The organism is Stenotrophomonas sp. PI_27, assembly GCF_027854495.1.
Lineage (GTDB): Bacteria > Pseudomonadota > Gammaproteobacteria > Xanthomonadales > Xanthomonadaceae > Stenotrophomonas > Stenotrophomonas pavanii.
Genome location: NZ_JAJNOF010000003.1, coordinates 280,143 through 300,433, shown reverse-complemented (window position 1 = coordinate 300,433; position 20,291 = coordinate 280,143). Strand labels below are relative to the sequence as shown.

General features: G+C 67.7%; 19 protein-coding genes and 2 pseudogenes. 6 read left to right on the top strand and 15 right to left on the bottom strand.

Going from position 1 to position 20,291, the window contains the following annotated elements; translation table 11 throughout:
- Positions 1-8: 8 nt before the first annotated feature.
- The 3 genes from LRM18_RS05475 to aceB form a co-directional block, all read right to left on the bottom strand.
- Positions 9-1,049, bottom strand: coding sequence for a GGDEF domain-containing protein (locus tag LRM18_RS05475; protein WP_270952177.1), 1,041 nt, complete (start codon positions 1,047-1,049; stop codon positions 9-11).
- Positions 1,050-1,464: 415 nt separating this feature from the next.
- A complete protein-coding gene (gene aceA, locus LRM18_RS05470) occupies positions 1,465-2,766 on the bottom strand; it encodes an isocitrate lyase (RefSeq protein WP_270952175.1) in 1,302 nt (433 codons plus the stop codon).
- 64 nt (positions 2,767-2,830) lie between these two features.
- The gene (gene aceB / locus LRM18_RS05465) at positions 2,831-4,453 is read right to left on the bottom strand and encodes a malate synthase A (RefSeq protein WP_270952173.1); all 1,623 of its coding nucleotides are present in this window, start codon (positions 4,451-4,453) and stop codon (positions 2,831-2,833) included.
- 110 nt (positions 4,454-4,563) lie between these two features.
- On the opposite strand from aceB, the gene LRM18_RS05460 reads away from it, so the two are divergent.
- Together LRM18_RS05460 and LRM18_RS05455 are read left to right on the top strand one after the other, a co-directional pair.
- Entirely contained in the window at positions 4,564-5,532 is a 969-nt protein-coding gene (locus tag LRM18_RS05460; RefSeq protein WP_270952171.1) for a LysR family transcriptional regulator, read from the top strand.
- A gap of 289 nt (positions 5,533-5,821) precedes the next feature.
- Complete coding sequence (locus LRM18_RS05455; protein WP_049466732.1) at positions 5,822-6,739, top strand: LysR family transcriptional regulator; 918 nt, start codon at positions 5,822-5,824, stop codon at positions 6,737-6,739.
- A gap of 132 nt (positions 6,740-6,871) precedes the next feature.
- On the opposite strand, the gene LRM18_RS05450 is transcribed toward LRM18_RS05455, so the two are convergent.
- Both LRM18_RS05450 and lepB read right to left on the bottom strand, forming a co-directional pair.
- Complete coding sequence (locus LRM18_RS05450; protein WP_150828261.1) at positions 6,872-8,128, bottom strand: MFS transporter; 1,257 nt, start codon at positions 8,126-8,128, stop codon at positions 6,872-6,874.
- A 125-nt stretch (positions 8,129-8,253) separates the two neighbouring features.
- Positions 8,254-8,880, bottom strand: a complete 627-nt coding sequence (gene lepB, locus LRM18_RS05445; RefSeq protein WP_057493984.1) for a signal peptidase I — start codon at positions 8,878-8,880, stop codon at positions 8,254-8,256.
- 203 nt (positions 8,881-9,083) lie between these two features.
- Here lepB and LRM18_RS05440 point away from each other — a divergent pair, with 203 nt between their 5' ends.
- Together LRM18_RS05440 and LRM18_RS05435 are read left to right on the top strand one after the other, a co-directional pair.
- Positions 9,084-9,485 (top strand): hypothetical protein, encoded by a 402-nt coding sequence (locus tag LRM18_RS05440; RefSeq protein ID WP_053461854.1) that lies wholly within the window; start codon positions 9,084-9,086, stop codon positions 9,483-9,485.
- Positions 9,486-9,488: 3 nt separating this feature from the next.
- Positions 9,489-9,935, top strand: a complete 447-nt coding sequence (locus tag LRM18_RS05435; protein ID WP_004153636.1) for a 3-dehydroquinate dehydratase — start codon at positions 9,489-9,491, stop codon at positions 9,933-9,935.
- A gap of 202 nt (positions 9,936-10,137) precedes the next feature.
- Here LRM18_RS05435 and dcp read toward each other — a convergent pair whose 3' ends face one another.
- From dcp to arfB, 3 genes are all read right to left on the bottom strand, one after another.
- Positions 10,138-12,294, bottom strand: a complete 2,157-nt coding sequence (dcp, locus tag LRM18_RS05430; RefSeq protein ID WP_057493986.1) for a peptidyl-dipeptidase Dcp — start codon at positions 12,292-12,294, stop codon at positions 10,138-10,140.
- A 110-nt stretch (positions 12,295-12,404) separates the two neighbouring features.
- Positions 12,405-13,007: a lysophospholipid acyltransferase family protein gene (locus LRM18_RS05425; RefSeq protein WP_049466721.1), complete on the bottom strand. Its 603-nt coding sequence runs from the start codon at positions 13,005-13,007 to the stop codon at positions 12,405-12,407.
- A gap of 4 nt (positions 13,008-13,011) precedes the next feature.
- On the bottom strand, positions 13,012-13,443 hold the full coding sequence (arfB, locus tag LRM18_RS05420) for an alternative ribosome rescue aminoacyl-tRNA hydrolase ArfB (protein WP_005420755.1): 432 nt from the start codon (positions 13,441-13,443) through the stop codon (positions 13,012-13,014).
- A 134-nt stretch (positions 13,444-13,577) separates the two neighbouring features.
- On the opposite strand from arfB, the gene LRM18_RS05415 reads away from it, so the two are divergent.
- Positions 13,578-14,105, top strand: a complete 528-nt coding sequence (locus tag LRM18_RS05415; protein ID WP_032962218.1) for a DUF2059 domain-containing protein — start codon at positions 13,578-13,580, stop codon at positions 14,103-14,105.
- Positions 14,106-14,180: 75 nt separating this feature from the next.
- Here the strand turns inward: LRM18_RS05415 and LRM18_RS05410 are convergent.
- The 6 genes and pseudogenes from LRM18_RS05410 to LRM18_RS05385 form a co-directional block, all read right to left on the bottom strand.
- Positions 14,181-14,342: pseudogene (locus tag LRM18_RS05410) on the bottom strand (pseudouridylate synthase); the annotation flags it as partial.
- Between the two features lie 130 nt (positions 14,343-14,472).
- Positions 14,473-14,634: pseudogene (locus LRM18_RS05405) on the bottom strand (pseudouridylate synthase); the annotation flags it as partial.
- 130 nt (positions 14,635-14,764) lie between these two features.
- Positions 14,765-15,508 (bottom strand): pseudouridine synthase, encoded by a 744-nt coding sequence (locus LRM18_RS05400; RefSeq protein ID WP_270952128.1) that lies wholly within the window; start codon positions 15,506-15,508, stop codon positions 14,765-14,767.
- Between the two features lie 131 nt (positions 15,509-15,639).
- Positions 15,640-16,218, bottom strand: coding sequence for an O-methyltransferase (locus tag LRM18_RS05395; protein WP_270952436.1), 579 nt, complete (start codon positions 16,216-16,218; stop codon positions 15,640-15,642).
- A 5-nt stretch (positions 16,219-16,223) separates the two neighbouring features.
- Entirely contained in the window at positions 16,224-17,879 is a 1,656-nt protein-coding gene (ubiB, locus tag LRM18_RS05390; RefSeq protein WP_057493989.1) for a ubiquinone biosynthesis regulatory protein kinase UbiB, read from the bottom strand.
- Complete coding sequence (locus LRM18_RS05385; RefSeq protein ID WP_270952125.1) at positions 17,876-18,511, bottom strand: SCP2 sterol-binding domain-containing protein; 636 nt, start codon at positions 18,509-18,511, stop codon at positions 17,876-17,878. Before LRM18_RS05385 ends, ubiB begins: the two co-directional genes overlap by 4 nt.
- A 422-nt stretch (positions 18,512-18,933) precedes the next feature.
- On the opposite strand from LRM18_RS05385, the gene ddlA reads away from it, so the two are divergent.
- Positions 18,934-20,028 carry a D-alanine--D-alanine ligase gene (ddlA, locus tag LRM18_RS05380; RefSeq protein ID WP_270952123.1) on the top strand — a complete coding sequence of 365 codons (1,095 nt, stop codon included), beginning with the start codon at positions 18,934-18,936 and terminating at the stop codon, positions 20,026-20,028.
- A 76-nt stretch (positions 20,029-20,104) separates the two neighbouring features.
- Here the strand turns inward: ddlA and LRM18_RS05375 are convergent, their stop codons facing one another.
- Complete coding sequence (locus tag LRM18_RS05375) at positions 20,105-20,260, bottom strand: DUF1328 domain-containing protein (RefSeq protein ID WP_005407633.1); 156 nt, start codon at positions 20,258-20,260, stop codon at positions 20,105-20,107.
- Positions 20,261-20,291 lie beyond the last annotated feature (31 nt).

The following is a 20,291-nucleotide window of genomic DNA, read 5'->3' as shown; positions in this document are numbered from 1 at the left end:
GCCTCTCCCTATTGGCCGTCCGGATCATCCGCCCAGCGCAGGCAGTTGCCGCCATCGCGCTTGGCCTGGTACAGCGCACGATCCGCGCAGGCATACCACTCGCTCCAGCCTGCCTCCGGCGCCAGCAGGCAGGCACCGATGCTGACCAGGCTCACATGCGGCGTGCCATGGCTGCGCTCGAGCAGGCCATGCACCGCAGTGATGATGAACTCGGCCGCGTGCTGCACGATCTCGCGGTTGCCGCGGCGCAGGATCAGGCAGAACTCATCGCCGCCGAGCCGGCATGCCAGGTCCAGCTCGCCGGCCATCGAGCGCAGGATGTTGCCCATGCTCTGCAGCACGCGGTCGCCGGCCTGGTGGCCATGGCGGTCGTTGATCTGCTTGAAGCGGTCACAGTCGATCAGCAGCAGTGCCTGCGGTGGCCCGTCGGCATGCACGCGGCATTCCTGCAGGTACAGGGTGAGGCCACGGCGGTTGTGCAGGCCGGTCAGCTCATCGGTTCGCACCAGCTCACGGGTGTGGGTCAGCTGGTGGGTGGTGATGTACAGGTTGTCCAGCGCGGTTTCCAGGTCGTGGTTGCGGCGGCGCAGCTGGCTGATCAGGGCCTGTTCGTTGGTCAGCACGCGCATGATCGTGCGACGCAGGAAGTACGCCACCAGCCCGGGATCGGATTCGACCAAGCGGTGGAAGTCGGCCGGCCCCAGCTCCAGCACATCGCAGTCGACCAGCGCACGCGCGCTGGCGCTGCGCAGGTGATCGCCGACCAGCAGGCCCAGTTCTCCGAAGAACTCGTGCCGCCCGAGCGTCTTGATCACCAGGTCCTCGCCGAAGTCCAGTTCGATCTGGCCGTCGAGGATCACATACATGCGCTCGCCGCGGTGGCCACGCTGGAACAGCCACTGTCCGGCATGAAGCTTGCATGGGCGGGCGAATCTGGCAAACAATGCCACCTCGGCATCGGACAACAGCGCGTGCACGATCTCGGCCATCGCCACGCGGGCGATACCTGTCGTCATATCACTGTTCTCGGCCGCACCCCTGCCGGTCATTCCCTGCACCCGCCGCCAGCGTCCCCTGGTGAGCCGCGGAGCATAGCACCGCTTTAAAGTGTGCGTCCTATCTCATTTTGAGCCTTCCGCCCCGCTTCCCGGATGTGAAGATCGACGGTGGCCCGTTCTGGTCACCGGTGTCCGGGCAAAACCCTTGCCGGATCAATCCGATGCCGGGTTTCACAGGGTTTCGGCCAAGTTGCGGGGGCCGGGGTGCGCCTGATTGACGCTGCCCGCTGGCCGCCTGCTTGCATCGATACAACAACGCCGGCAGGTCCCCCGACCGGCCGGCGTTGTCTGGCCCTTCCCTGGCCACCCTGATCACCCGGTGCCCGGTAGTGCCGGCCGCTGGCCGGCAACTGCATGAGCTTCGGAAACATCGATGGGTTGCCGGCCAGCGGCCGGCACTACCCGATCACGCGGCGCGTTCGCTGCGCCCGCCATGGAACTGCTCTTCCTCGGTGGAGCCGGTCAGCGCGGTGGTCGACGACTGACCCTGCTGGATCGCCTGGGTCACCGCGTCGAAGTAGCCGGTACCGACCTCGCGCTGGTGCTTGACCGCAGTGAAGCCACGCTCGGCCGCTTCGAACTCGGCTTCCTGCAGCTCGACGAACGCGCTCATCTGGCGGCGTGCGTAGCCGTGGGCCAGGTTGAACATGCCGTAGTTCAACGCATGGAACCCGGCCAGGGTGATGAACTGGAACTTGTAGCCGTAGCTGCCCAGTTCGCGCTGGAACTTCGCAATGGTGGCGTCCTCCAGGTTCTTCTTCCAGTTGAAGCTGGGCGAGCAGTTGTAGGCCAGCAGCTTGCCCGGGAACTTCGCGTGGATCGCCTCGGCGAACCTGCGTGCGAACTCCAGGTCCGGCTTGCCGGTCTCGCACCACACCAGGTCGGCGTAGGGCGCATAGGCCAGGCCGCGGCTGATCGCCTGGTCCAGGCCGTTGCGGGTCTTGTAGAAGCCTTCGACGGTGCGCTCACCGGTGGTGAACGGCCTGTCGTTGCCGTCGATGTCGCTGGTCAGCAGATCAGCCGCTTCGGCATCGGTGCGCGCCACCAGCAGGGTCGGCACACCCAGCACATCGGCGGCCAGCCGGGCGGCATTGAGCTTCTCGATCGCCTCGCGGGTCGGCACCAGCACCTTGCCGCCCATGTGGCCGCACTTCTTCACCGAGGCCAGCTGGTCCTCGAAGTGCACGCCGGCAGCACCGGCCTCGATCATCGCCTTCATCAGTTCGAAGGCGTTGAGCACGCCGCCGAAGCCAGCCTCGGCATCAGCCACGATCGGCTGCAGGAAATCGATCTCGTCCTTGCCTTCGGCGTGGTGCAGCTGGTCGGCGCGCAGCAGCGTGTTGTTGATGCGCTTGACCACCGCTGGCACCGAATCGGCCGGGTACAGCGACTGGTCCGGATACATCTGGCCGGCCAGGTTGGCGTCGGCCGCCACCTGCCAGCCGGACAGGTAGATCGCCTTCAGCCCGGCCTTGACCTGCTGCATGGCCTGGTTGCCGGTCAACGCACCCAGCGCGTTGACGAACTCGCGCTCGTGCAGCGACGCCCACAGCTTCTCCGCACCCAGGCGGGCCAGCGAGTGCTCGATGTGGACGGTGCCGCGCAGGCGCACCACGTCGGCGGCGCTGTAGTTGCGCTGGATGCCTTCCCAGCGCGGGTTGGTGTCCCAGTCGTGCTGGATCTGTTCGGCAGTGGGCAGCGTGCTCATGTCTTTCTCCAGTTCGGTTCGTGCGTACAGCGGGGAGGGAAACGGCGGGAGGGCGGGCAGTCGGTCAATCGATGCGCGCGTAGGCCGGCAGGGTCAGGAAATCGGTCAGTTCGTCACTGCGGCTCAGTTCGCCGAGCAGGGCGATGGCCTCGCCGATGCGCGCGCCGCCGGGCAGCGCGGTGGTGTCGCCCAGCCGCGCCGGCAACTGCGCCAGGTTGGCGTCCAGCAGGGCCAGGTCGATCGCGGTGCCATCGTCCAGCTGCTGGCCCGGGGTGTGCAGCCATTGCCACAGCTGGCTGCGGCTGATCTCGGCGGTGGCCGCGTCCTCCATCAGGTGGTGGATCGGCACGCAGCCGTTGCCATCCAGCCAGGCGGCCAGGTAGCGCACGCAGACTTCCACGTTGCCATCGAAGCCGGCGCGGGTGATGGTGCCCGGCGGCCGCGCGATCAGTTCGTCGCGGCCGACGCGCACATCCTGGCGCAGCACGCCGTGCTGGTTCGGGCCGGGCATGTGCTCGTCGAAAATCGCCATCGCCACCGGGATCAGCGCCGGGTGCGCGACCCAGGTACCGTCATGGCCGGCGCTGACTTCGCGCAGCTTGTCGGCGCGCACGCGGGCCATCGCCTGTTCGTTGGCGGCGGCATCGTTGTTGATCGGAATCTGCGCGGCCATGCCGCCCATCGCATGCGCACCGCGGCGGTGGCAGGTCTGGATCAGCAGTTCCGAATACGCCTTCAGGAACGGCTGGGTCATGGTCACCTGGCCGCGTTCGGGCAGCACGCGGTCGGCGTGGCGGCGGAAGGTCTTCAGGTACGAGAAGATGTAGTCCCAGCGCCCGCAGTTCAGGCCGACGATGCGGTCACGCAGCGCGTGCAGGATCTCGTCCATCTCGAACACCGCCGGCAGCGTTTCGATCAGCACGGTCACCTTGATCTGGCCATGCGGCAGGCCCAGCATGCCCTCGATGTGCGACAGCGCGGTCTCCCACAGCGCCGCCTCTTCCATGCTCTGCAGCTTGGGCAGGTAGAAGTACGGGCCACGGTCCTTCGCCTGCAGGGTGCGGGCGTTGTGGAAGGCGAACACCGCCGCGTCGAACAGGCCACCGGCGAGGAACTGGCCGTCGATGCGCACGTGCTTTTCGTCCAGGTGCCAGCCACGCGGGCGCACAATCAGCACCGCCTGTTCGTCGTACGGGCGCAGCGTGTAGTGCTTGCCATTGGGGGCGGTGTACTGCAGATCGCCGCGCACCGCCGCAGCCAGCGACTGCTGGCCGGCCAGCAGGTTGCGCCAGGTCGGCGAGGTCGAATCCTCGAAGTCGGCCATGAACACCTTGGCGCCGGAGTTCAGCGCGTTGATGACCATCTTCGGGTCGGTCGGCCCGGTGATCTCGACGCGGCGGTCCTGCAACGCGGCCGGCAGCGGCGCCACGCGCCAGTCGCCGCTGCGGATCGCGGCAGTGTCCTCGCGGAAGTCCGGCAGGCCGCCCTGGTCGAAGAACGCCTGGCGTTCACGGCGAGCCTGCAGCCTCGCCTGCCGGCCCGGTTCCACCGCACGGTGCAGCGACACCAGCAGGGCCAGCAGCGGCGCCGGCAGCAGGGTGTCCTGGCCGGCCACGCGGGTCGCCAGAGCGATACCGGGGGTGGCCTTCGCGGCGGGGGTGGGAACAGCGGAAGCGACGGCGGACATGGGGCGACTCCAGCGGTGGGGGAACGACTCCACGGTGCCGCCGGGCCTGGGTATTTGGCAAAACAGTTTTTGCAATGTTGCACATAAGTTGTGCTAATACTCGTGACACGATGAGCACACGCACCCCGCCAAGTCCGCGTTTTTCCTACAAATCGGATCGGCTGAAGCCGTTGCGCGCGTTCTGCCAGACCGTGCGTCTGGGCTCTGTCTCACGGGCAGCTGAGGCGCTGTTCGTCAGCCAGCCGGCCATCAGCCTGCAGTTGCAGGCCCTGGAACGGGAGCTGGGCGTGCCGTTGTTCGAGCGCAGCGGGCGTCGCCTGGTGCCCAGCCGCGAGGGCCAGCTGCTGTACGAAATGGCGCAGCCGCTGGTGGAGAACCTGGACGGGCTGGAGGCCCGCTTCCGCGACAAGGTGCGCGGCCTGGATGCGGGCGAGCTGAACATCGCCGCCAACAGTTCGACGATCCTGTACCTGCTGCCGAAGATCGTCGAGCGCTTCCGCCTGCACCACCCGGACGTGCGCCTGACCCTGCACAACGCGATCAGCGCTGATGGCACCGACCTGCTGCGCGAGGATGCCGCCGACCTGGCAATCGGTTCGATGACCGATGTACCGGCCGACCTGACCTACGCCCCGGCCTACCGCTTCGAGCAGGTCCTGATCGCACCGCACGACCATCCTCTGGCTGCCGGTGGCGAGCTGGAGCTGGCTGACATCGCGCGCTATCCGCTGGTGCTGCCGCCGAAGCGGCAGATCACCTACCGCCTGGTCGACCAGGTGCTCCAGCGCCACCGCATCGCTTACACGGTGGCGCTGGAGGTGGGCGGCTGGGAGGTGATCAAGCAGTACGTGGCGATGGGGATGGGGATATCGATCGTGCCGGCGCTGTGCCTGCACGAGGCCGACCGCGAGCGGCTGGCGGCGCGATCAATGAAGCGCTGGTTCCCCGAGCGCAGCTACGGGGTGATCGTGCGCCGTGGCAAGGCACTGTCGGCGCAGGCGCGGGCGTTCATCGAGCTGATCCAGCCGGAGTTGTTCAGTCCGCGCGATTACGACCAGAGCGGGCATTCGGAGCGGTGAGGGGTATTCGGCAGGGCTGCGCCCTGCACCCGCAGAGGCCGAAGCAACAGCAACGGCGACAGCGGGCTTTCCGTGGGATGGCGGGGTGGGTCCGGTTACGGGGGACGCCGTAAATCCGTCCATGGAGGCTCGGTCGCGCCATCCATGGCGCTCACGCCCCCGCAACCGGACCCACCCCGCCTTCGACAGTTTTCTGCGAACTGTGGGCGGGGTCGGATCCCGTTGCGGCGCAACGGGCTCTGACCCCGCCTCTGATTCATTTCCGGCTGACGATGAATAAACTGGACCCATGTCCATCGAACTCCGCCATCTGCGTTACTTCCTGGCTGTCGCCGATACGCTGCACTTCGGCCAGGCGGCGGAGCGGCTGGGCATGTCGCAGCCACCGCTCAGCCAGCAGATCCGCCAGCTGGAGGAACTGATCGGGGCGCGCCTGTTCGTGCGCAGCCATCGCCGCGTGCAGCTGACGCCTGCTGGGGAGCTGCTGCAGGAGCGCGCGCGCGCGATCGTGCAGCAGGTGGAAACCGCAGTGGACGAAGTGCAGCGTGCGCAGCGCGGCGAGCAGGGTGAACTGCATATCGGCCTGACCCGCGCCACGCCGCTGTCGCCGCAGATTCCGCGTTCGATCCTGCGCTACCGCCAGCAGTACCCGCAGGTGCGGCTGCAGCTGAGCGAGATGAACACCCTGCAGCAGATCGATGCGCTGCTGGAGGGCCGCCTGGACGTGGGCATCATCCGCAAGCGCGCATTGCCGCCGGAGCTGGTGGCGCACAGCCTGTTCGTCGATCCGCTGGCGCTGATCGTGCATGCCGACCACCCTGCCCTGCGCAGGCTGTCGAAGCAGGGCACGGTGTCGTTGCGCGACTTCGCACAGGAGCCGTTCGTGGCATTTCGCCGCAGTGCGGGCGCGGGCATCCATGACCACATGATCGCGTTGTGCGCGGCCGCCGGGTTCACGCCGCGCATCGTGCAGGAAGCTGGCGAGGCGTCGACATTGATCAGTCTGGCCGCCGCCGGGCTGGGCGCGGCGATCCTGCCATCGTCCTGCGACCACATCCGGGTGGAAGGCGCACGCTTCGTCGCGCTGGCCGACGCTGGCGCGCATTCGGAGGTACAGCTGGCGTGGCATCGCGAGCGCGTCACGCCGCTGATCCGCAACTTCGCCGGGCTGCTGCGCGGGGCGTTCGCCGGTAGAGTCGACTGTTAGTCGACTATCGGGCGCAGCGCGGGGGTTTTCGCGGTCTGATGGAAGAGCAGTCGACTAACAGTCGACTCTACCTCGGCAACCCCACATGGGCCGGCATGCCGGCCAGCGGCCGGCACGACCGTACGCGATGGGTCACGCGGTGACCGGCTGCGGGGCGCGCTGCTGCAGCGCCCAGACGATGCCGCCCCCGATCAGGGTCAGCACGGCAGCGAACGCGCACACGCCCAGCCAGTCCCAGGCCGCGTAGGCCAGCCCCCCCACACCGCCCAGCACGCTGGAGCCCAGGTAGTAGGCGAACAGGTACAGCGCCGAGGCCTCGGCGCGCATCGTACCGGCGCGGCTGCCAACCCAGCTGCTGGCCACCGAGTGGCCGCCGAAGAAGCCGAAGGTCACCAGCGCGATGCCCAGCGCCATCGTGCTCAGCCACGGCATCGCCAGCAGCGCGATGCCGGCGCCGATCAGCGCGAACGAGATCGACAGGATGCGGCCGCGCCCGTACCGCGTGGCCTGCTGGCCCATCCACGCCGAACTGAAGGTGCCCACCAGGTACACGCTGAAGATCAGGCCGACCACGGTCTGGCTGAGGTGGTACGGCGGCGCCAGCAGGTGGTAGCCCAGGTAGTTGTAGAGGGTGACGAACACGCCCATCAGCACGAACGAGGTGGCGAACAGCCACGGCAGGCCCGGGTCGGCGAACAGCAGGCGCCAGCGCGACGGCAACTGGCGCAGGCCATCGCGGCGGGGATGGAAATGGCGCGACGGCGGCAGCTGCAGCCACAGCAGCACGGTGCTGGCCACGGCGATGATCGAGACCACCCCGATGCCCCAGCGCCAGCCCCAGTGATCGGCGATGATGCCGGCCAGCAGGCGCCCGCTCATGCCACCGATGGCGTTGCCGCCGATGTACAGGCCCATCGCCAGGCCCAGCGCGCGGCTGTCCATTTCCTCGACCAGGTAGGTCATCGCCACCGCCGGGACGCCACTCAGTGCCAGGCCGAGCAGGGTGCGCAGCACCAGCAGCGTGGTCCAGTCATCCACCAGCGCCGTGCTCAGCGACAGCATGGCCGAGGCCAGCAGCGCCGCAATCATCAACGGGCGGCGGCCGACCGCGTCGGACAGCAGGCCGGCCAACAGCATTGCCACGGCCAGCGTGCCGGTGGTCAGCGACAGCGACATAGCGCTGCCGGCGGCCGACACGCCGAAGTGGCGGCTGAACTCGGGCAGCAGCGGCTGCACGGTATACAGCAGGCCGAAGGTGGAAAAGCCGGCCAGGAACAGTGCCAGCGCGGTGCGGCGGAAGGCCGGCGTACCCTGCTGGATGCGGGTCTCGGCGCTGGAGTCGACAGTGGGGGGGCGGCGTTCGACGGCCGCCGCGGTTTCGCCAGTCATGGGATCGATGGGCCGGTGGGGGACGGCGGGGCATGGGAGGGAACGGGCCTCAGACTAGGCCCGTCGATCCAGTCGATCCATAACCTGATAGATCAGGATTGATATATAGGAAGTATCAATTCAGCTTACAGGCGTTGCCACTCGAAACCGTCACCGCGGCGGTAGTACACCGCCACCGCGCGGCCGTAGATCTTGTCGGCATCGACGAAACCGAAGAAGCGGCCGTCGAAGCTGTTGCCACGGTGGTCACCCAGCACCAGCACCTTGCCGGCCGGCACCACCAGGTCGGCGATGTCCGGACCGCCCCCCATGTCCAGATCGAGGCGGGCTCTGCGCTCGCCGAAGGCTTCCACGTCCTGCAGGTCGGCAATCTGCAGCGGCTGGCCGTTGATGCTCAGATGGCCCTCGCGCATCTGCACATGGTCACCGGCCACCGCCGCCACGCGCTTGATCAGCCGGGTGCCGTCGGCCGGTGAATCGAACACCGCCACTTCACCACGCTGCGGAACGCCGGTGGACATCAGTTCCTTGCCGGTGAACGGCAGGCGCAGGCCATAGGCACGCATGTCCACCACCACCCGGTCGCCGGGCTGCAGGGTGGGCTGCATCGAGCCACTGGGCACCACGTAGTGGTTGGCCAGGGTATCGCGGGCCGCGGCGAGCAGGCCGAGCATCACCAGCAGCGGCAATGCTTCCTTCTTCAGCCAGAGCAGCGCGCGTTCGGGAAGGGGAGGACGGGCAACAGCATCCATGACAGGCTCCGGGTGAGGGTAGCTGCATCAGACCACATCCGGGCCGGAGAGGTTCCCGTGCCGCCCTGCGAGCCTGGGCCCGGCGCTACGAAAGGGGTTACGCAGGTTTTACGCCCCGGCCCAGCTGCGGGCATCGCACCTTTACGGGCACCACGCGCATCGTGTGCCCACCGCGCCACAGGGCGCATTCCGCAAGGTGTTGTATGACCCTCCTGGTGATCCGCCACGCCTCTTCGTCGGCACCGCGTCCCCAACTGCCGGCACAGCTGGCCGGCCATCGCGTGCTGTGCAGCGACTGCGCCAGCCTGTCCGAAGTGCGCCAGTGCCTGTGCCAGCCGCAGGCGCGTTCGGCCGACTGGGTGTTGCTGGATGTCGGCGTGGCCGACGACGCGCAATGGCAGGCCGAGGGCGGCGCGTTGCAGGCGGCGCTGGAGCGGCTGCCGGCGCAGTACATCGAACTGCAGTCGCCCAGCGAGCCCGGCCTGGACGCGCGCCTGCGCCTGCAGCACGGTCCGGCCGCCGTGGTGGTCGACCAGCGCAGCCAGCAGGCCGGGTACCCGTTGTCGCTGGCCATCGTCGGCCGTCGCCTGGCACAGGAGGGCTGAGCCATGTCGATCTTCATCATCCGCGGCCCGGAAGCGGCCGGCGCACTGATCCGTACCGCGATGCCACTGCCGGCGCCGGTACTGAAGTCGCTGGTGCATCGCGCGATCGACGCCGGAACCAGCGTGGCGATCCGCGCCTGCGGGTCGGAACAGGAACTGCTCGATGCGCTGCGCGTGGCCGATCACAGCCGCGGCGAAGTGACGCTGCTCGACCCGGGCGCATGCGCCAACAGCCTGCGCCTGCAACGCCTGCTGCCCTACCTGCACAATGCCTACGTGGAGGTCCACGACGACGGCGCGGTGGCCGAGCCCTGCCTGCCGGCCGGTGTCGGCCAGCGCCTGGGCATCGCCGCCGGCTATGGCGCGCAGAGCTACGTGCTGGCGCTGGATATCGCGCTGGATCACCTGGGGTTGGCCGAACAGGCCAACCGGGTGCACGTGGGAACGTGATGGCCGGGCGGTACCCGGTAGTGTCGGCCGCTGGCCGGCAACCTCGACGGCAACGGCTGGCATTCCGTGGGATGACGCGATCTGCAGTGGATGCACGCCCTGCGTGGATGAGCGGCACAAAGCGGAATCTGTCGATGGCATCCACGCAACGAAAAACGGCGGGGTTTCCCCGCCGTTATTTCTTTCGTACTTCAGGTCACGCTTACTTCAGCCCGCGGAACTTCAGCAGCGGTTCCACCGACGGATCCTTGCCGCGGAAATCGCGGTACAGGGTCGACAGCTCCACGCTGTTGCCGCGCGAGAGGATCTTGTCGCGGAACTCCTGGCCGTTGGCCGCCGTCAGCCCACCGTGCTCGGTGAACCACTGGTAGGCGTCATGGTCGAGCACTTCGGCCCAGAAGTAGGCGTAGTAACCGGCCGAGTAACCACCACCCCAGATGTGGTCGAAGTAGGTGGTGCGGTAACGCGGCGGCACCTGCGGCAGGTCGACCTTGAACTTCTTCAGCGCGCTGGCTTCAAAGGCGCCGACATCCTGCAGCGGCGCATCGGCCTTCTGGGTGTGCCAGGCCAGGTCCAGCAGCGCGGCCGACAGGTACTCGGTGGTCGCATAGCCCTGGTTGAAGCTGCGCGCCTTGAGGATCTTGTCGACCAGTTCCTGCGGCATCGCCTCGCCGGTCTTGTAGTGCTTGGCGTAGTTGGCGAACACCTTCGGGTCCAGCGCCCAGTGCTCGTTGAACTGCGACGGGAACTCGACGAAGTCGCGCGAGGTGGCGGTGCCGGCGATCGACGGGTACTTCACGTTCGAGAACATGCCGTGCAGCGCATGGCCGAACTCATGGAACATGGTGGTGACGTCGTCGAAGCTGATCAGCGCAGGCTGGCCGGCGGCCGGCTTGGTGAAGTTGCAGACGTTGTACACCACCGGCTTGGCACCGGTCAGGCCGTCCTGTTCGACGAACACGTCCATCCAGGCGCCGCCGGACTTGCTGTCACGCTTGAAGTAGTCGGTGTAGAACAGGGCCAGCGAGGTGCCGTCCTTGTCGAACACTTCGTACACCTTCATGTCCGGGTTGTAGGTCGGAATGTCGGTGCGCGGCTTGAAGGTGATGCCGTACAGCTGGGTGGCGGCGTAGAAGACGCCGTTCTGCAGCACGTTGTCCAGTTCGAAGTACGGCTTGATCTGCGACTCGTCCAGATCGTACTTGGCCTTGCGCACCTGCTCGGCGTAGAAGTCCCAGTCCGATGCGGCGACCTGGAATCCGCCCTTCTGCGCGTCGATGACCTTCTGGATCTCACCGGCTTCGGCGCGTGCCTTGGCAGTGGCGGCCGGCACGGTGTCGGTCAGCAGCTTGAGCGCGGCAGCCGGGGTCTTGGCCATCTGATCGCCCAGCTGGTAGTCGGCGAAGGTGTCGAAGCCGAGCAGCTTGGCCTTCTGCGCACGCAGCTGGGCCAGGCGCTGCACGGTCTGCCGGGTGTCGTTGGCATCACCGCGCTCGGCGCGGGTCTCCGAGGCCTTCAGCACGGCGGCGCGCTGGTCGCGATCGCTCAGCGAGCCGAGCACCGGCTGCTGGGTGGTGTTCTGCAGCGGCAGCAGGAACTTGCCGTCCAGCTTGCGCTCCTTGGCGGCGGCCGCGGCGTTGTTGATCGCATCCTCGTCCAGGCCGGCCAGCTTGGCCTTGTCGTCGACGACGACGGCCGCAGCGGCGGTGGCGGCCACCAGGCGGGTATGGAACTGGGTGGAGAGGGTGGTCTCTTCCACGTTGAGCTTGCGCAGGGTCGCCTTGTCAGCGTCGGACAGCTGCGCACCGGCACGTACCAGGCCATCGTAGTAGTGCTCGACCAGGCGCTTCTGCACCGGGTCCAGCTCCAGCGTGTCACGCTGGTCGTACAGCGACTTCACGCGCGCGAACAGCTTCGGGTCGAGGTTGATCTCGTCCTGGTGCGCGGCCAGCTTCGGCGCCACTTCTTCCTGGATCTTCTGGCGCGCATCGTTGGTGTCGGCCTGGACCAGGCCGAAGAAGATGCGCGACACGCGGGTCAGGGTCTCGCCGCTGCGCTCCATCGCCACGATGGTGTTGTCGAAGGTGGCCGGCTCGCTGCTGTCGGCGATCTTGCGCACGTCGGCCAGGTGCTGGCGCATGCCCTCTTCGAACGCCGGCAGGTAGTCGCTGTCCTTGATCTTGTCGAACGGCGGGGCCTGGAACGGCAGCGTGCTGGCACTCAGCAGCGGATTGGTGGAGGCTTCGGCCGGCTGCTGGGCCGGGGTCTTCTGGGCATCGGACACGGGGGTGGACTCCTTGCCGGAACAGGCCGCCAGCGCCAGGCTGATGGCGGCGGCCAGGACTACGGTACGCGACATGTAAAACGCTCCTTGGGCAGACGGTATGGATACCAGCCCTCCACCCTACTCCTGTCGCGCTCGCCCGGCATGTGCCGGACGTGGCGTGTGTGCGGCGGCCTGCAACCGGCTCAGACCGTGCCGCGGGTCTTGCCGATCCAGGGCCGGTAGAACTCCCGGATGGCAGCCATGTCGGCCACATCGTCGCCGCTCGGGGTGAACAGCGGACCGATGCCGATGGTCTTTTCCGGATAGTGGAAATACGCGGTCAGGATCGGTACGTCAGCCATCCGGGCAATCTTCAGGAAGCCGGCCTTCCAGTCCTTCACCGCCTTGCGGGTGCCCTCGGGGGTGATGGCGAACCACATCTTCTCGTTGTTGCGCAGCAGGTCCACGGCCTGGCCCACCGTGCCCTGCGGCGAGCTGCGATCAAGCGGGATCACGCCCAGCCGGTGCAGCAGCGGGCCCAGCGGCCACCAGAACAGCGACGCCTTGCCCAGCACCTTCACCTTCATGCCCAGCGCGATCTTCGCTGCCATGCCCCACAGCCCGTCCCAGTTGGACGAGTGCGGGGCAATGATGAAGACCAGCCTGGGGATGTCAGGCAGGGTGCCGGTCACCTTCCAGCCACCGAGGCGCAGGGTGCAGCGCGCCAGCCAGCGCAGGAAGGCGTTGGGTTTGACCTGCGGCATCTGCGGCGGCACCGCCGGCAGCAACGAAGTCGGGTTGTTCAAGCAATCACTCCCAGTCACGTGATGAGCGCCCGCGCTTGATCTGCGCGCGCCCGCGTTTGGCGTCCAGACGACGCAGTTTCGACCCGAGGGTCGGCTTGGTGGCCTTGCGCGGTTTGGGCACGCTCAGCCCGGCCTGGATGAAGGCCGCCAGCCGCTCGCGCGCATCCTCGCGATTGCGATCCTGGGTGCGGAAACGTTGCGCGTCGATGACCAGCACGCCTTCGCCGGTCATGCGCCGGTCACGCCGCGCCAGCAGCCGCGCGCGCAACGGTTCGGGCAACGAGGGCGAGTTGGCCACGTCGAAACGCAGTTCCACCGCGGTGGACACCTTGTTGACGTTCTGGCCGCCGGCGCCACTGGCGCGCACGAACCGCTCGACGATCTCGCCGTCGGGGATTTCAAGCTGCGCGCTGATGGTGACCGGTCCACTGCCCATCCGCGCATTGTAGCGGCAGGCACGTGGTGGAGTGCGCCATCGCGCCCCGTATGCCGCCGATCAGGCACCGAACACGCCGCCTTCGCCTGGGCTGCGGGTATGCTGGCGGTCCCATGTACCGCAGGAAGCCCCGCATGACCCGCTTCACACCCGCCCTGCCGTCCCTGCTGCGCCGCGCCGCCCTGCTGCTGGCCCTGGCCGTGGCCAGCGTTCCGGCCCTGGCCGCCCCGCCGACCGACGGCGACATCAACCGCCTGCTGTCGGCCTCGCGCGCGCAGAGCATGATCGACACCATGGTGCCGCAGATCGAAGCCATGCAGCAGCAGCAGTTCCAGCAGGTGGCCGCGCAGCGCCAGCTCACCGCCCAGCAGCAGGAACAGCTGAAGCGGATCCAGGCCCGGACCAGCCAGACCCTGCGCCAGGCGATGTCGTGGCAACAGCTGCGGCCGATGTACGTGGACCTGTACAAGAAGACCTTCAGCAAGGAAGACGTGCTGGCAATGGCCGAGTTCTACGAGAGCGCGGCCGGCCAGAGCCTGCTGGACAAGACCCCGGCGCTGATGCAGAACGTGATGGTGGCCATCCAGGCCCGCATGCAGCCCCTGTTTGCAGACCTACAGAAGGACCTGGAAGCGATCGTCAACGAACCGGAAAAGAAATGAGGTAGTGCCGGCCGCTGGCCGGCTCCCCTGTACATCTGGCACCACGCAGCTGCCGGCCAGCGGCCGGCACTACCGTCAAACGGTGTCCACCTGCCAGCCGAACAGGTCAAGCGCCTTCTGGAATTCACGGTCCAGCGGCGCACTGACATCCACGGCGCCGCCATCGGGATGCGGGAAGCGCAGGCGCTCGGCGTGCAGCAGCATGCGATGCACGCCCTGCGTGCGGAAGATCCTGTTTGCAGAGCTGCAGAAGGACCTGGAAGCGATCGTCAACGAACCGGAAAAGAAATGAGGTAGTGCCGGCCGCTGGCCGGCTCCGCAGTACATCTGGAATCACACAGCTGCCGGCCAGCGGCCGGCACTACCGTCAAACGGTGTCCACCTGCCAGCCGAACAGGTCAAGCGCCTTCTGGAATTCACGGTCCAGCGGCGCACTGACATCCACGGCGCCGCCGTCGGGATGCGGGAAGCGCAGGCGCTCGGCGTGCAGCAGCATGCGATGCACGCCCTGCATGCGGAAGATCCTGTTTGCAGAGCTGCAGAAGGACCTGAAAGCGATCGTCAACGAACCGGAAAAGAAATGAGGTAGTGCCGGCCGCTGGCCGGCTCCGCAGTACATCTGGAATCACGCAGCTGCCGGCCAGCGGCCGGCACTACCGTCAAACGGTGTCCACCTGCCAGCCGAACAGGTCCAGCGCCTTCTGGAATTCACGGTCCAGCGGCGCACTGACATCCACGGCGCCGCCATCGGGATGCGGGAAGCGCAGGCGCTCGGCGTGCAGCAGCATGCGATGCACGCCCTGCATGCGGAAGATGCGGTTGTGGCGGCCATCGCCGTGGCTGGTATCGCCGATCATGTGGTGCGACAGGTGCTTGAGATGCCGGCGGATCTGCCGGAAGCGCCCGGTCTGCGGCTGGCAGCGCAGCAGCGCGTAGCGCGAGCGGGTGAATTCACCCACCGGCACCGACAGCTCGCCGGTGGCCAGGCGCTGGAAATCGGTGATCGCCGGCTTCTTCACCGGCTTGCCCGGCCCGCCATCCAGGTCATGGTCCACCCGCCAGGACAGCTCGGCCGGCCAGCCCCGGCAGACCGTCAGGTAGTCCTTGGCCACTTCGCCACCCATCAGCGCCTTGCCCAGCGCACTGGCGGTCTCGCGGTCGAAGGCCAGCAGCAGGCAGCCGCTGGTGGCCCGGTCCAGGCGGTGCACGAGGAAGATCGGGCGGCCCAGCTGCTCGCGCAGGCGGTCGGCCAGGAAGTCGTCCTCGCCTCGGGCCAGCTTGCTGTCGTGGACCATCAGCCCGGCGGGCTTGTTGACCACGGCCAGGCGCTCGTCCAGGTGCAGCAGCTGCAGGGGCACGGTTGCAGGCTCGACCGCGGCGAGGGTGTCAGGTTCGGTACTCACCGCAGGATTATCGGGGCTGGGCACTGAATGGGGTAGAGCCGGCCGCTGGCCGGCTGCCTCCGGGCAGTTGGATTGCTGCGGTTGCCGGCCAGCGGCCGGCACTACCGGATCACGGGTGTGTGGCGCGGCGGTCAGCCGTTGCGCACGGCCAGCAGCTCGCCGTTGCCCACCGGCACCAGGCTGGTGCTGAACACCGGATCAGTGTCCAGCAGCGCCCGCAACGGCTCCATCTCCACCGCGTGCGACGTGGCATTGTCCACCACCAGCAGGCCCCCCGGCCGCAGCACGCGGCGCAGCTGCGGCCACCAGCCGGCGTACTGCGCGCGGTCCGAATCGAGGAACAGCAGGTCGATGCTGCCTTCGGCGGCCTCGGCCAACCACTGCCCGGCATCGCCATGCACCAGCGTGATGTGCGCGGCCAACCCGCTGCGCGCGAAGGTGTCACGCGCCATCGCCACCTTGTCCTCGGCAAATTCCAGCGTGGTCACGTGACCTTCGATGGCGGCGGCGGCCTCGGCCAGCCACAGCGTGGAGTAGCCGTTGGAGGTACCGATTTCCAGCACCCGTCGCGCATTGCCGAAACGCACCAGCACCGACAGGAATTCGCCGGTGTCCGGCGTGATGTTGAGCATGCGGCGGCCGCGCTGGCTTTCACGCGCGTCGTTCTCGGCGCCGAAGCGTGCCAGCTCATCCTTCAGCGCCCGCAGCACCGGGTCTACTTCCACCACGCGCGCGCCAGCGCCAGCGCACCGACGGCACCGGAAACCCAGCTCCACATCGGCACCTCACCCCAGTACCAGCCTGGCGGCTGCAGCACGTACATCAGCGCGGCGATGGCCAGCAGGCCAACGCCGGTGATTGCGCCGACCGCGCGCTTCTGCAGGCGCTGCACGCTGGCGTCGAGCGCGACCAGATCGCGCGAGCGCATCGCCAGCTCATGGCGGCCCTCCACCTGCTGGGTCAGCCAGGCATGCACCAGGCGCGGCATGTCCGGCGCGTGGGTCATGATCTCCGGCAGGCGCTTGCCGATCTCGCGCACCACCCGGCGCGGGCTGTAGCGCTCGCGCAGGATCTTCGCCAGCACCGGCTTGGCCACCGCCCAGATGTCGATCTGCGGGTCCAGCTGGCGGCCGACGCCTTCGATGTTCAGCAGGGTCTTCTGCAGCAGGATCAGCTGCGGCTGCAGGGTCAACTGGTAGCGCTGGGCCACGCGGAACAGCTTCATCAGCACTTCGGCCAGCGAGATCTGCGACAGCGGGCGGGTGAAGTACGGCTCGCACACCGAACGCACGGCTGCTTCCAGATCATCGATGCGCACGTTGTCCGGCATCCAGCGCGCCTGCACATGCAGCTCGGCGATGCGGCGGTAGTCGCGGTTGAAGATGGCCATGAAATTCTCGGCCAGGTAGTACTGATCTTCCTGCGACAGCTGCCCCATGATGCCGAAGTCCAGCGCGATGAAGCGCGGATTGGCGCGGCGTGCCGGATCGGTGTCGACCCAGATGTTGCCGGCATGCGCATCGGCATGGAAGAAATTGTCGCGGAACACCTGGGTGTAGAACACCCGCACGCCCTTGGCAGCCAGCGCCTTGCGGTCGATGCCGGCCTTGTCCAGCGCGACGATGTCATCGGACGGAATGCCCCACACCCGCTCCAGGGTGAGTGCACGCTCGGCGGTGTGGCTCCAGATCACTTCCGGGACGTACAGATCGTCGCTGTTTTCCCAGAAGCGGCGCAGCACGCTGGCGTTGGCGCCTTCGCGCTGCAGGTCCAGTTCGGCGGCCAGGGTGTTCTCGACCTCGGCCACCACTTCACGCGGACGGATCTTGTCGGCACGCGGATGGGTACGCTCGACCAGCGCGGCCAGCGAATTGAGCAGGGCGATGTCGGCGTCGATCTGCTTCTCGATGCCCGGGCGCAGCACCTTGACCACCACCTGGCGGCCATCGGCCAGCGTGGCCGCATGCACCTGCGCGATCGAGGCCGAGGCCAGCGGTTCGGTATCGAAGCTGGCGAACGCCTCGCTGACCGGCCGGCCGAGGGCGTCCTCGACGATGCGGCGTGCGGTTTCGCCATCGAACGGTTTGACCCGGTCCTGCAGCAGGGTCAGTTCGTTGGCCACGTCCGGCGGCACCAGGTCGCGGCGGGTGGAGAGGATCTGGCCGAACTTGACGAAGATCGGGCCGAGATCCTGCAGCGCCAGGCGCAGGCGCGCACCGCGCGACTGCACGGCGATGTCGGCCGAGGCACGCGGTACGAATGGCTTGGCCAGGCGCAGCCAGCGCTCGGCCGGCGTGCCCTGCAGCAGGTCGTCGAGGCGGTAACGCAGGATCACCCGACCGATGCGGCTGGCCCGCAGCACGGCCTTCATGCGGCACCCCGCAGGCGCTGCACGCGCGCGCCAAGGCGCTCGACGTCATCGCGCAGCACGTCCACGTCATCGTGGAAGGCGTCCAGCTCGGCGCGCGGCACTACATCGCGCGACTCCTCGGTGATGAATTCGGCGGCGCTGTGGGCCAGGTCGATTGCCCCTTGGCGCGCATGCTGCAGGGCACTGCGCAGGGTGTTGGCAACCTGCACCCCCAGTACCTCGCCGAACACACTGACGAACGGCTGCTGCCAGTCCGGATCGAAGCCCTTGGCCAGCTGCTGCAGGCGGCGCGCCAGTTCGGCGTCACCGGCCACGCGCACGCGGCCCTTGCTGTTGGATTCGCCGCGCCTTGCGTTGGCCAGCAACGGCAGCTGCGCCAGCACGCCGGCCAGGCTGCTGCGCACGGCCAGGTCGGCTTCCTGTGCATCCACCGGGCCGACCCGCAGCTGGTCGCCATCAACGCTGATGCGCATCGCCAGCGACGGCGCTTCCAGGGTCAGGTCGATGTGCCGGCCATCGAGGCTGCCCAGGGCATGGCGGGTATCCGGATCCAGCGCCAGCGCGCGGTTCAGGGCGATCTGCAGGGCGCGGCCAGCGACCGGCTTGAGGGACTTGAGCAGGGAAGGAGCCATGCGCGCATTCTACCTGCGTGGGTGGGGAGCTTGGGCCGGGCTGCCGCCCGGCACCCGCGGTAGTGCCGGCCGCTGGCCGGCAACCTCAACCCCAACAGCAACATCAAAAGCTGGCTTCCTGTGGGGTGCGGGGTGGGTCCGGTTGCGGGAGACGCCGTAAACCCGTCCGTGGGGGCTTGGCCGCGGCATCCATGCCGCGGACACTCCCGCAACCGGACCCACCCCGCCTTCGACAGTTTCCTGTCGTCCGTGGGGTCGGATCCCGTTGCTCCGCAACGGGCTCCGACCCCTGTTGATGGGCCATGAGGACGGTCGATCCGCGCCATGCGTGGATGGATTTCTGGTTCATCTGTGCCTCACGCGGAGGGCCGATGAAGGTTCATGCTATGAGGCCACGCAACGCACAGGACATCGCATTTCCCATGGCACGGACCCGGGTCGGCATCATCTTCGGGGGCAAGTCTTCCGAACACGAAGTTTCACTGCAGTCGGCGAAGAACATCCTGGACGCCCTTGATCGCGAGCGCTTCGAGCCGGTGCTGGTCGGCATCGACAAGCAGGGCCAGTGGCATCTGAGCGAACCGGCGACCTTCCTGCTGCATGCCGACGACCCGGCCCGCATCGCGCTGCATCGTTCCGGCCTGTCGCTGGCGGTCCTTCCGGGCGCCGAGCAGGCGCAGCTGCAGCCCTCGGACGCGGCCAGCGCCCTGGCGCAGATCGATGTGGTGCTGCCGATCGTGCACGGGCCGCTGGGCGAGGACGGCGCGCTGCAGGGCCTGCTGCGCATGGCCAACCTGCCCTTCGTCGGTTCACCGGTGCTGGGATCGGCCGTGGCGATGGACAAGGACGTGACCAAGCGCCTGCTGCGCGACGCGGGTCTGCAGGTAGCGCCGTGGTTGTGCATCCGCCGCCACCAGGCGGCGTCGGTGGATGTCGATGCGGTGATCGCCCGGCTCGGCCTGCCACTGTTCGTGAAGCCGGCCAACCAGGGTTCGTCGGTGGGCGTGAGCAAGGTCAAGGATGCGGCGGGCTTTGCCGAGGCGCTGGCACTGGCACTGCGCTACGACCACAAGGTGCTGGTGGAATCGGCGGTGGTCGGCCGCGAGATCGAATGTGCGGTGCTGGGCAACGCGCACCCTCAGGCCAGCCTGTGCGGCGAGGTAGTGGTGCACGACGAGTTCTATGCCTACGACACCAAGTACATCAACGAAGATGGCGCCGACGTGGTGGTGCCGGCCGATATCGATGCCCTCACGCAGGCACGCATCCAGCAGGTCGCCCTGCAGGCCTACCAGGCGCTGGAGTGCGCGGGCATGGCGCGCGTGGACGTGTTCCTCACCGCGGGCGGCGAGATCATCATCAACGAGGTCAATACGCTGCCGGGCTTCACCCGCATCAGCATGTATCCGAAGCTGTGGGGCGCCAGCGGCATCGACTACACCACGCTGATCACCCGCCTGATCGAACTGGCGCTGGAGCGCCATGAGGCCGATCGCGGGCTGCAGAGCGCTGTGTAACGCGGTGATCGCCCGCAGAGTCGAGCATGGCTCGACTCTGCGGAAAGCGATGCCGGCCAGCGGCCGGCACTACCGGCTAGCCTCGCTTGCGGAACATCGAGATCACGGCAAGGATCAGGAACACCACGAACAGGATCCAGGCGATGTTCGTTGCGGCGCCGGCAATTCCGGAGAAACCCAGAACGGCGGCGATGATGGCGATGACAAAGAAGATAATGGCGTAGTGCAGCATGGCGCTCCTCGCGGGTGGTCGAGCCTTGGAT

What these genes read in the sequence shown, in the direction of transcription:
- LRM18_RS05450 (WP_150828261.1), bottom strand. Translation starts at nt 8,128, where the DNA reads ATGACTGGCGAAACCGCGGCGGCCGTCGAACGCCGCCCCCCCACTGTC.
- LRM18_RS05435 (WP_004153636.1), top strand. Translation starts at nt 9,489, where the DNA reads ATGTCGATCTTCATCATCCGCGGCCCGGAAGCGGCCGGCGCACTGATC.
- LRM18_RS05415 (WP_032962218.1), top strand. Translation starts at nt 13,578, where the DNA reads ATGACCCGCTTCACACCCGCCCTGCCGTCCCTGCTGCGCCGCGCCGCC.
- ddlA (WP_270952123.1), top strand. Translation starts at nt 18,934, where the DNA reads ATGGCACGGACCCGGGTCGGCATCATCTTCGGGGGCAAGTCTTCCGAA.
- LRM18_RS05455 (WP_049466732.1), top strand. Translation starts at nt 5,822, where the DNA reads ATGTCCATCGAACTCCGCCATCTGCGTTACTTCCTGGCTGTCGCCGAT.
- LRM18_RS05375 (WP_005407633.1), bottom strand. Translation starts at nt 20,260, where the DNA reads ATGCTGCACTACGCCATTATCTTCTTTGTCATCGCCATCATCGCCGCC.
- ubiB (WP_057493989.1), bottom strand. Translation starts at nt 17,879, where the DNA reads ATGAAGGCCGTGCTGCGGGCCAGCCGCATCGGTCGGGTGATCCTGCGT.
- LRM18_RS05475 (WP_270952177.1), bottom strand. Translation starts at nt 1,049, where the DNA reads ATGACCGGCAGGGGTGCGGCCGAGAACAGTGATATGACGACAGGTATC.
- aceA (WP_270952175.1), bottom strand. Translation starts at nt 2,766, where the DNA reads ATGAGCACGCTGCCCACTGCCGAACAGATCCAGCACGACTGGGACACC.
- LRM18_RS05460 (WP_270952171.1), top strand. Translation starts at nt 4,564, where the DNA reads ATGAGCACACGCACCCCGCCAAGTCCGCGTTTTTCCTACAAATCGGAT.
- dcp (WP_057493986.1), bottom strand. Translation starts at nt 12,294, where the DNA reads ATGTCGCGTACCGTAGTCCTGGCCGCCGCCATCAGCCTGGCGCTGGCG.
- aceB (WP_270952173.1), bottom strand. Translation starts at nt 4,453, where the DNA reads ATGTCCGCCGTCGCTTCCGCTGTTCCCACCCCCGCCGCGAAGGCCACC.
- arfB (WP_005420755.1), bottom strand. Translation starts at nt 13,443, where the DNA reads ATGGGCAGTGGACCGGTCACCATCAGCGCGCAGCTTGAAATCCCCGAC.
- LRM18_RS05385 (WP_270952125.1), bottom strand. Translation starts at nt 18,511, where the DNA reads ATGGCTCCTTCCCTGCTCAAGTCCCTCAAGCCGGTCGCTGGCCGCGCC.
- LRM18_RS05440 (WP_053461854.1), top strand. Translation starts at nt 9,084, where the DNA reads ATGACCCTCCTGGTGATCCGCCACGCCTCTTCGTCGGCACCGCGTCCC.
- lepB (WP_057493984.1), bottom strand. Translation starts at nt 8,880, where the DNA reads ATGGATGCTGTTGCCCGTCCTCCCCTTCCCGAACGCGCGCTGCTCTGG.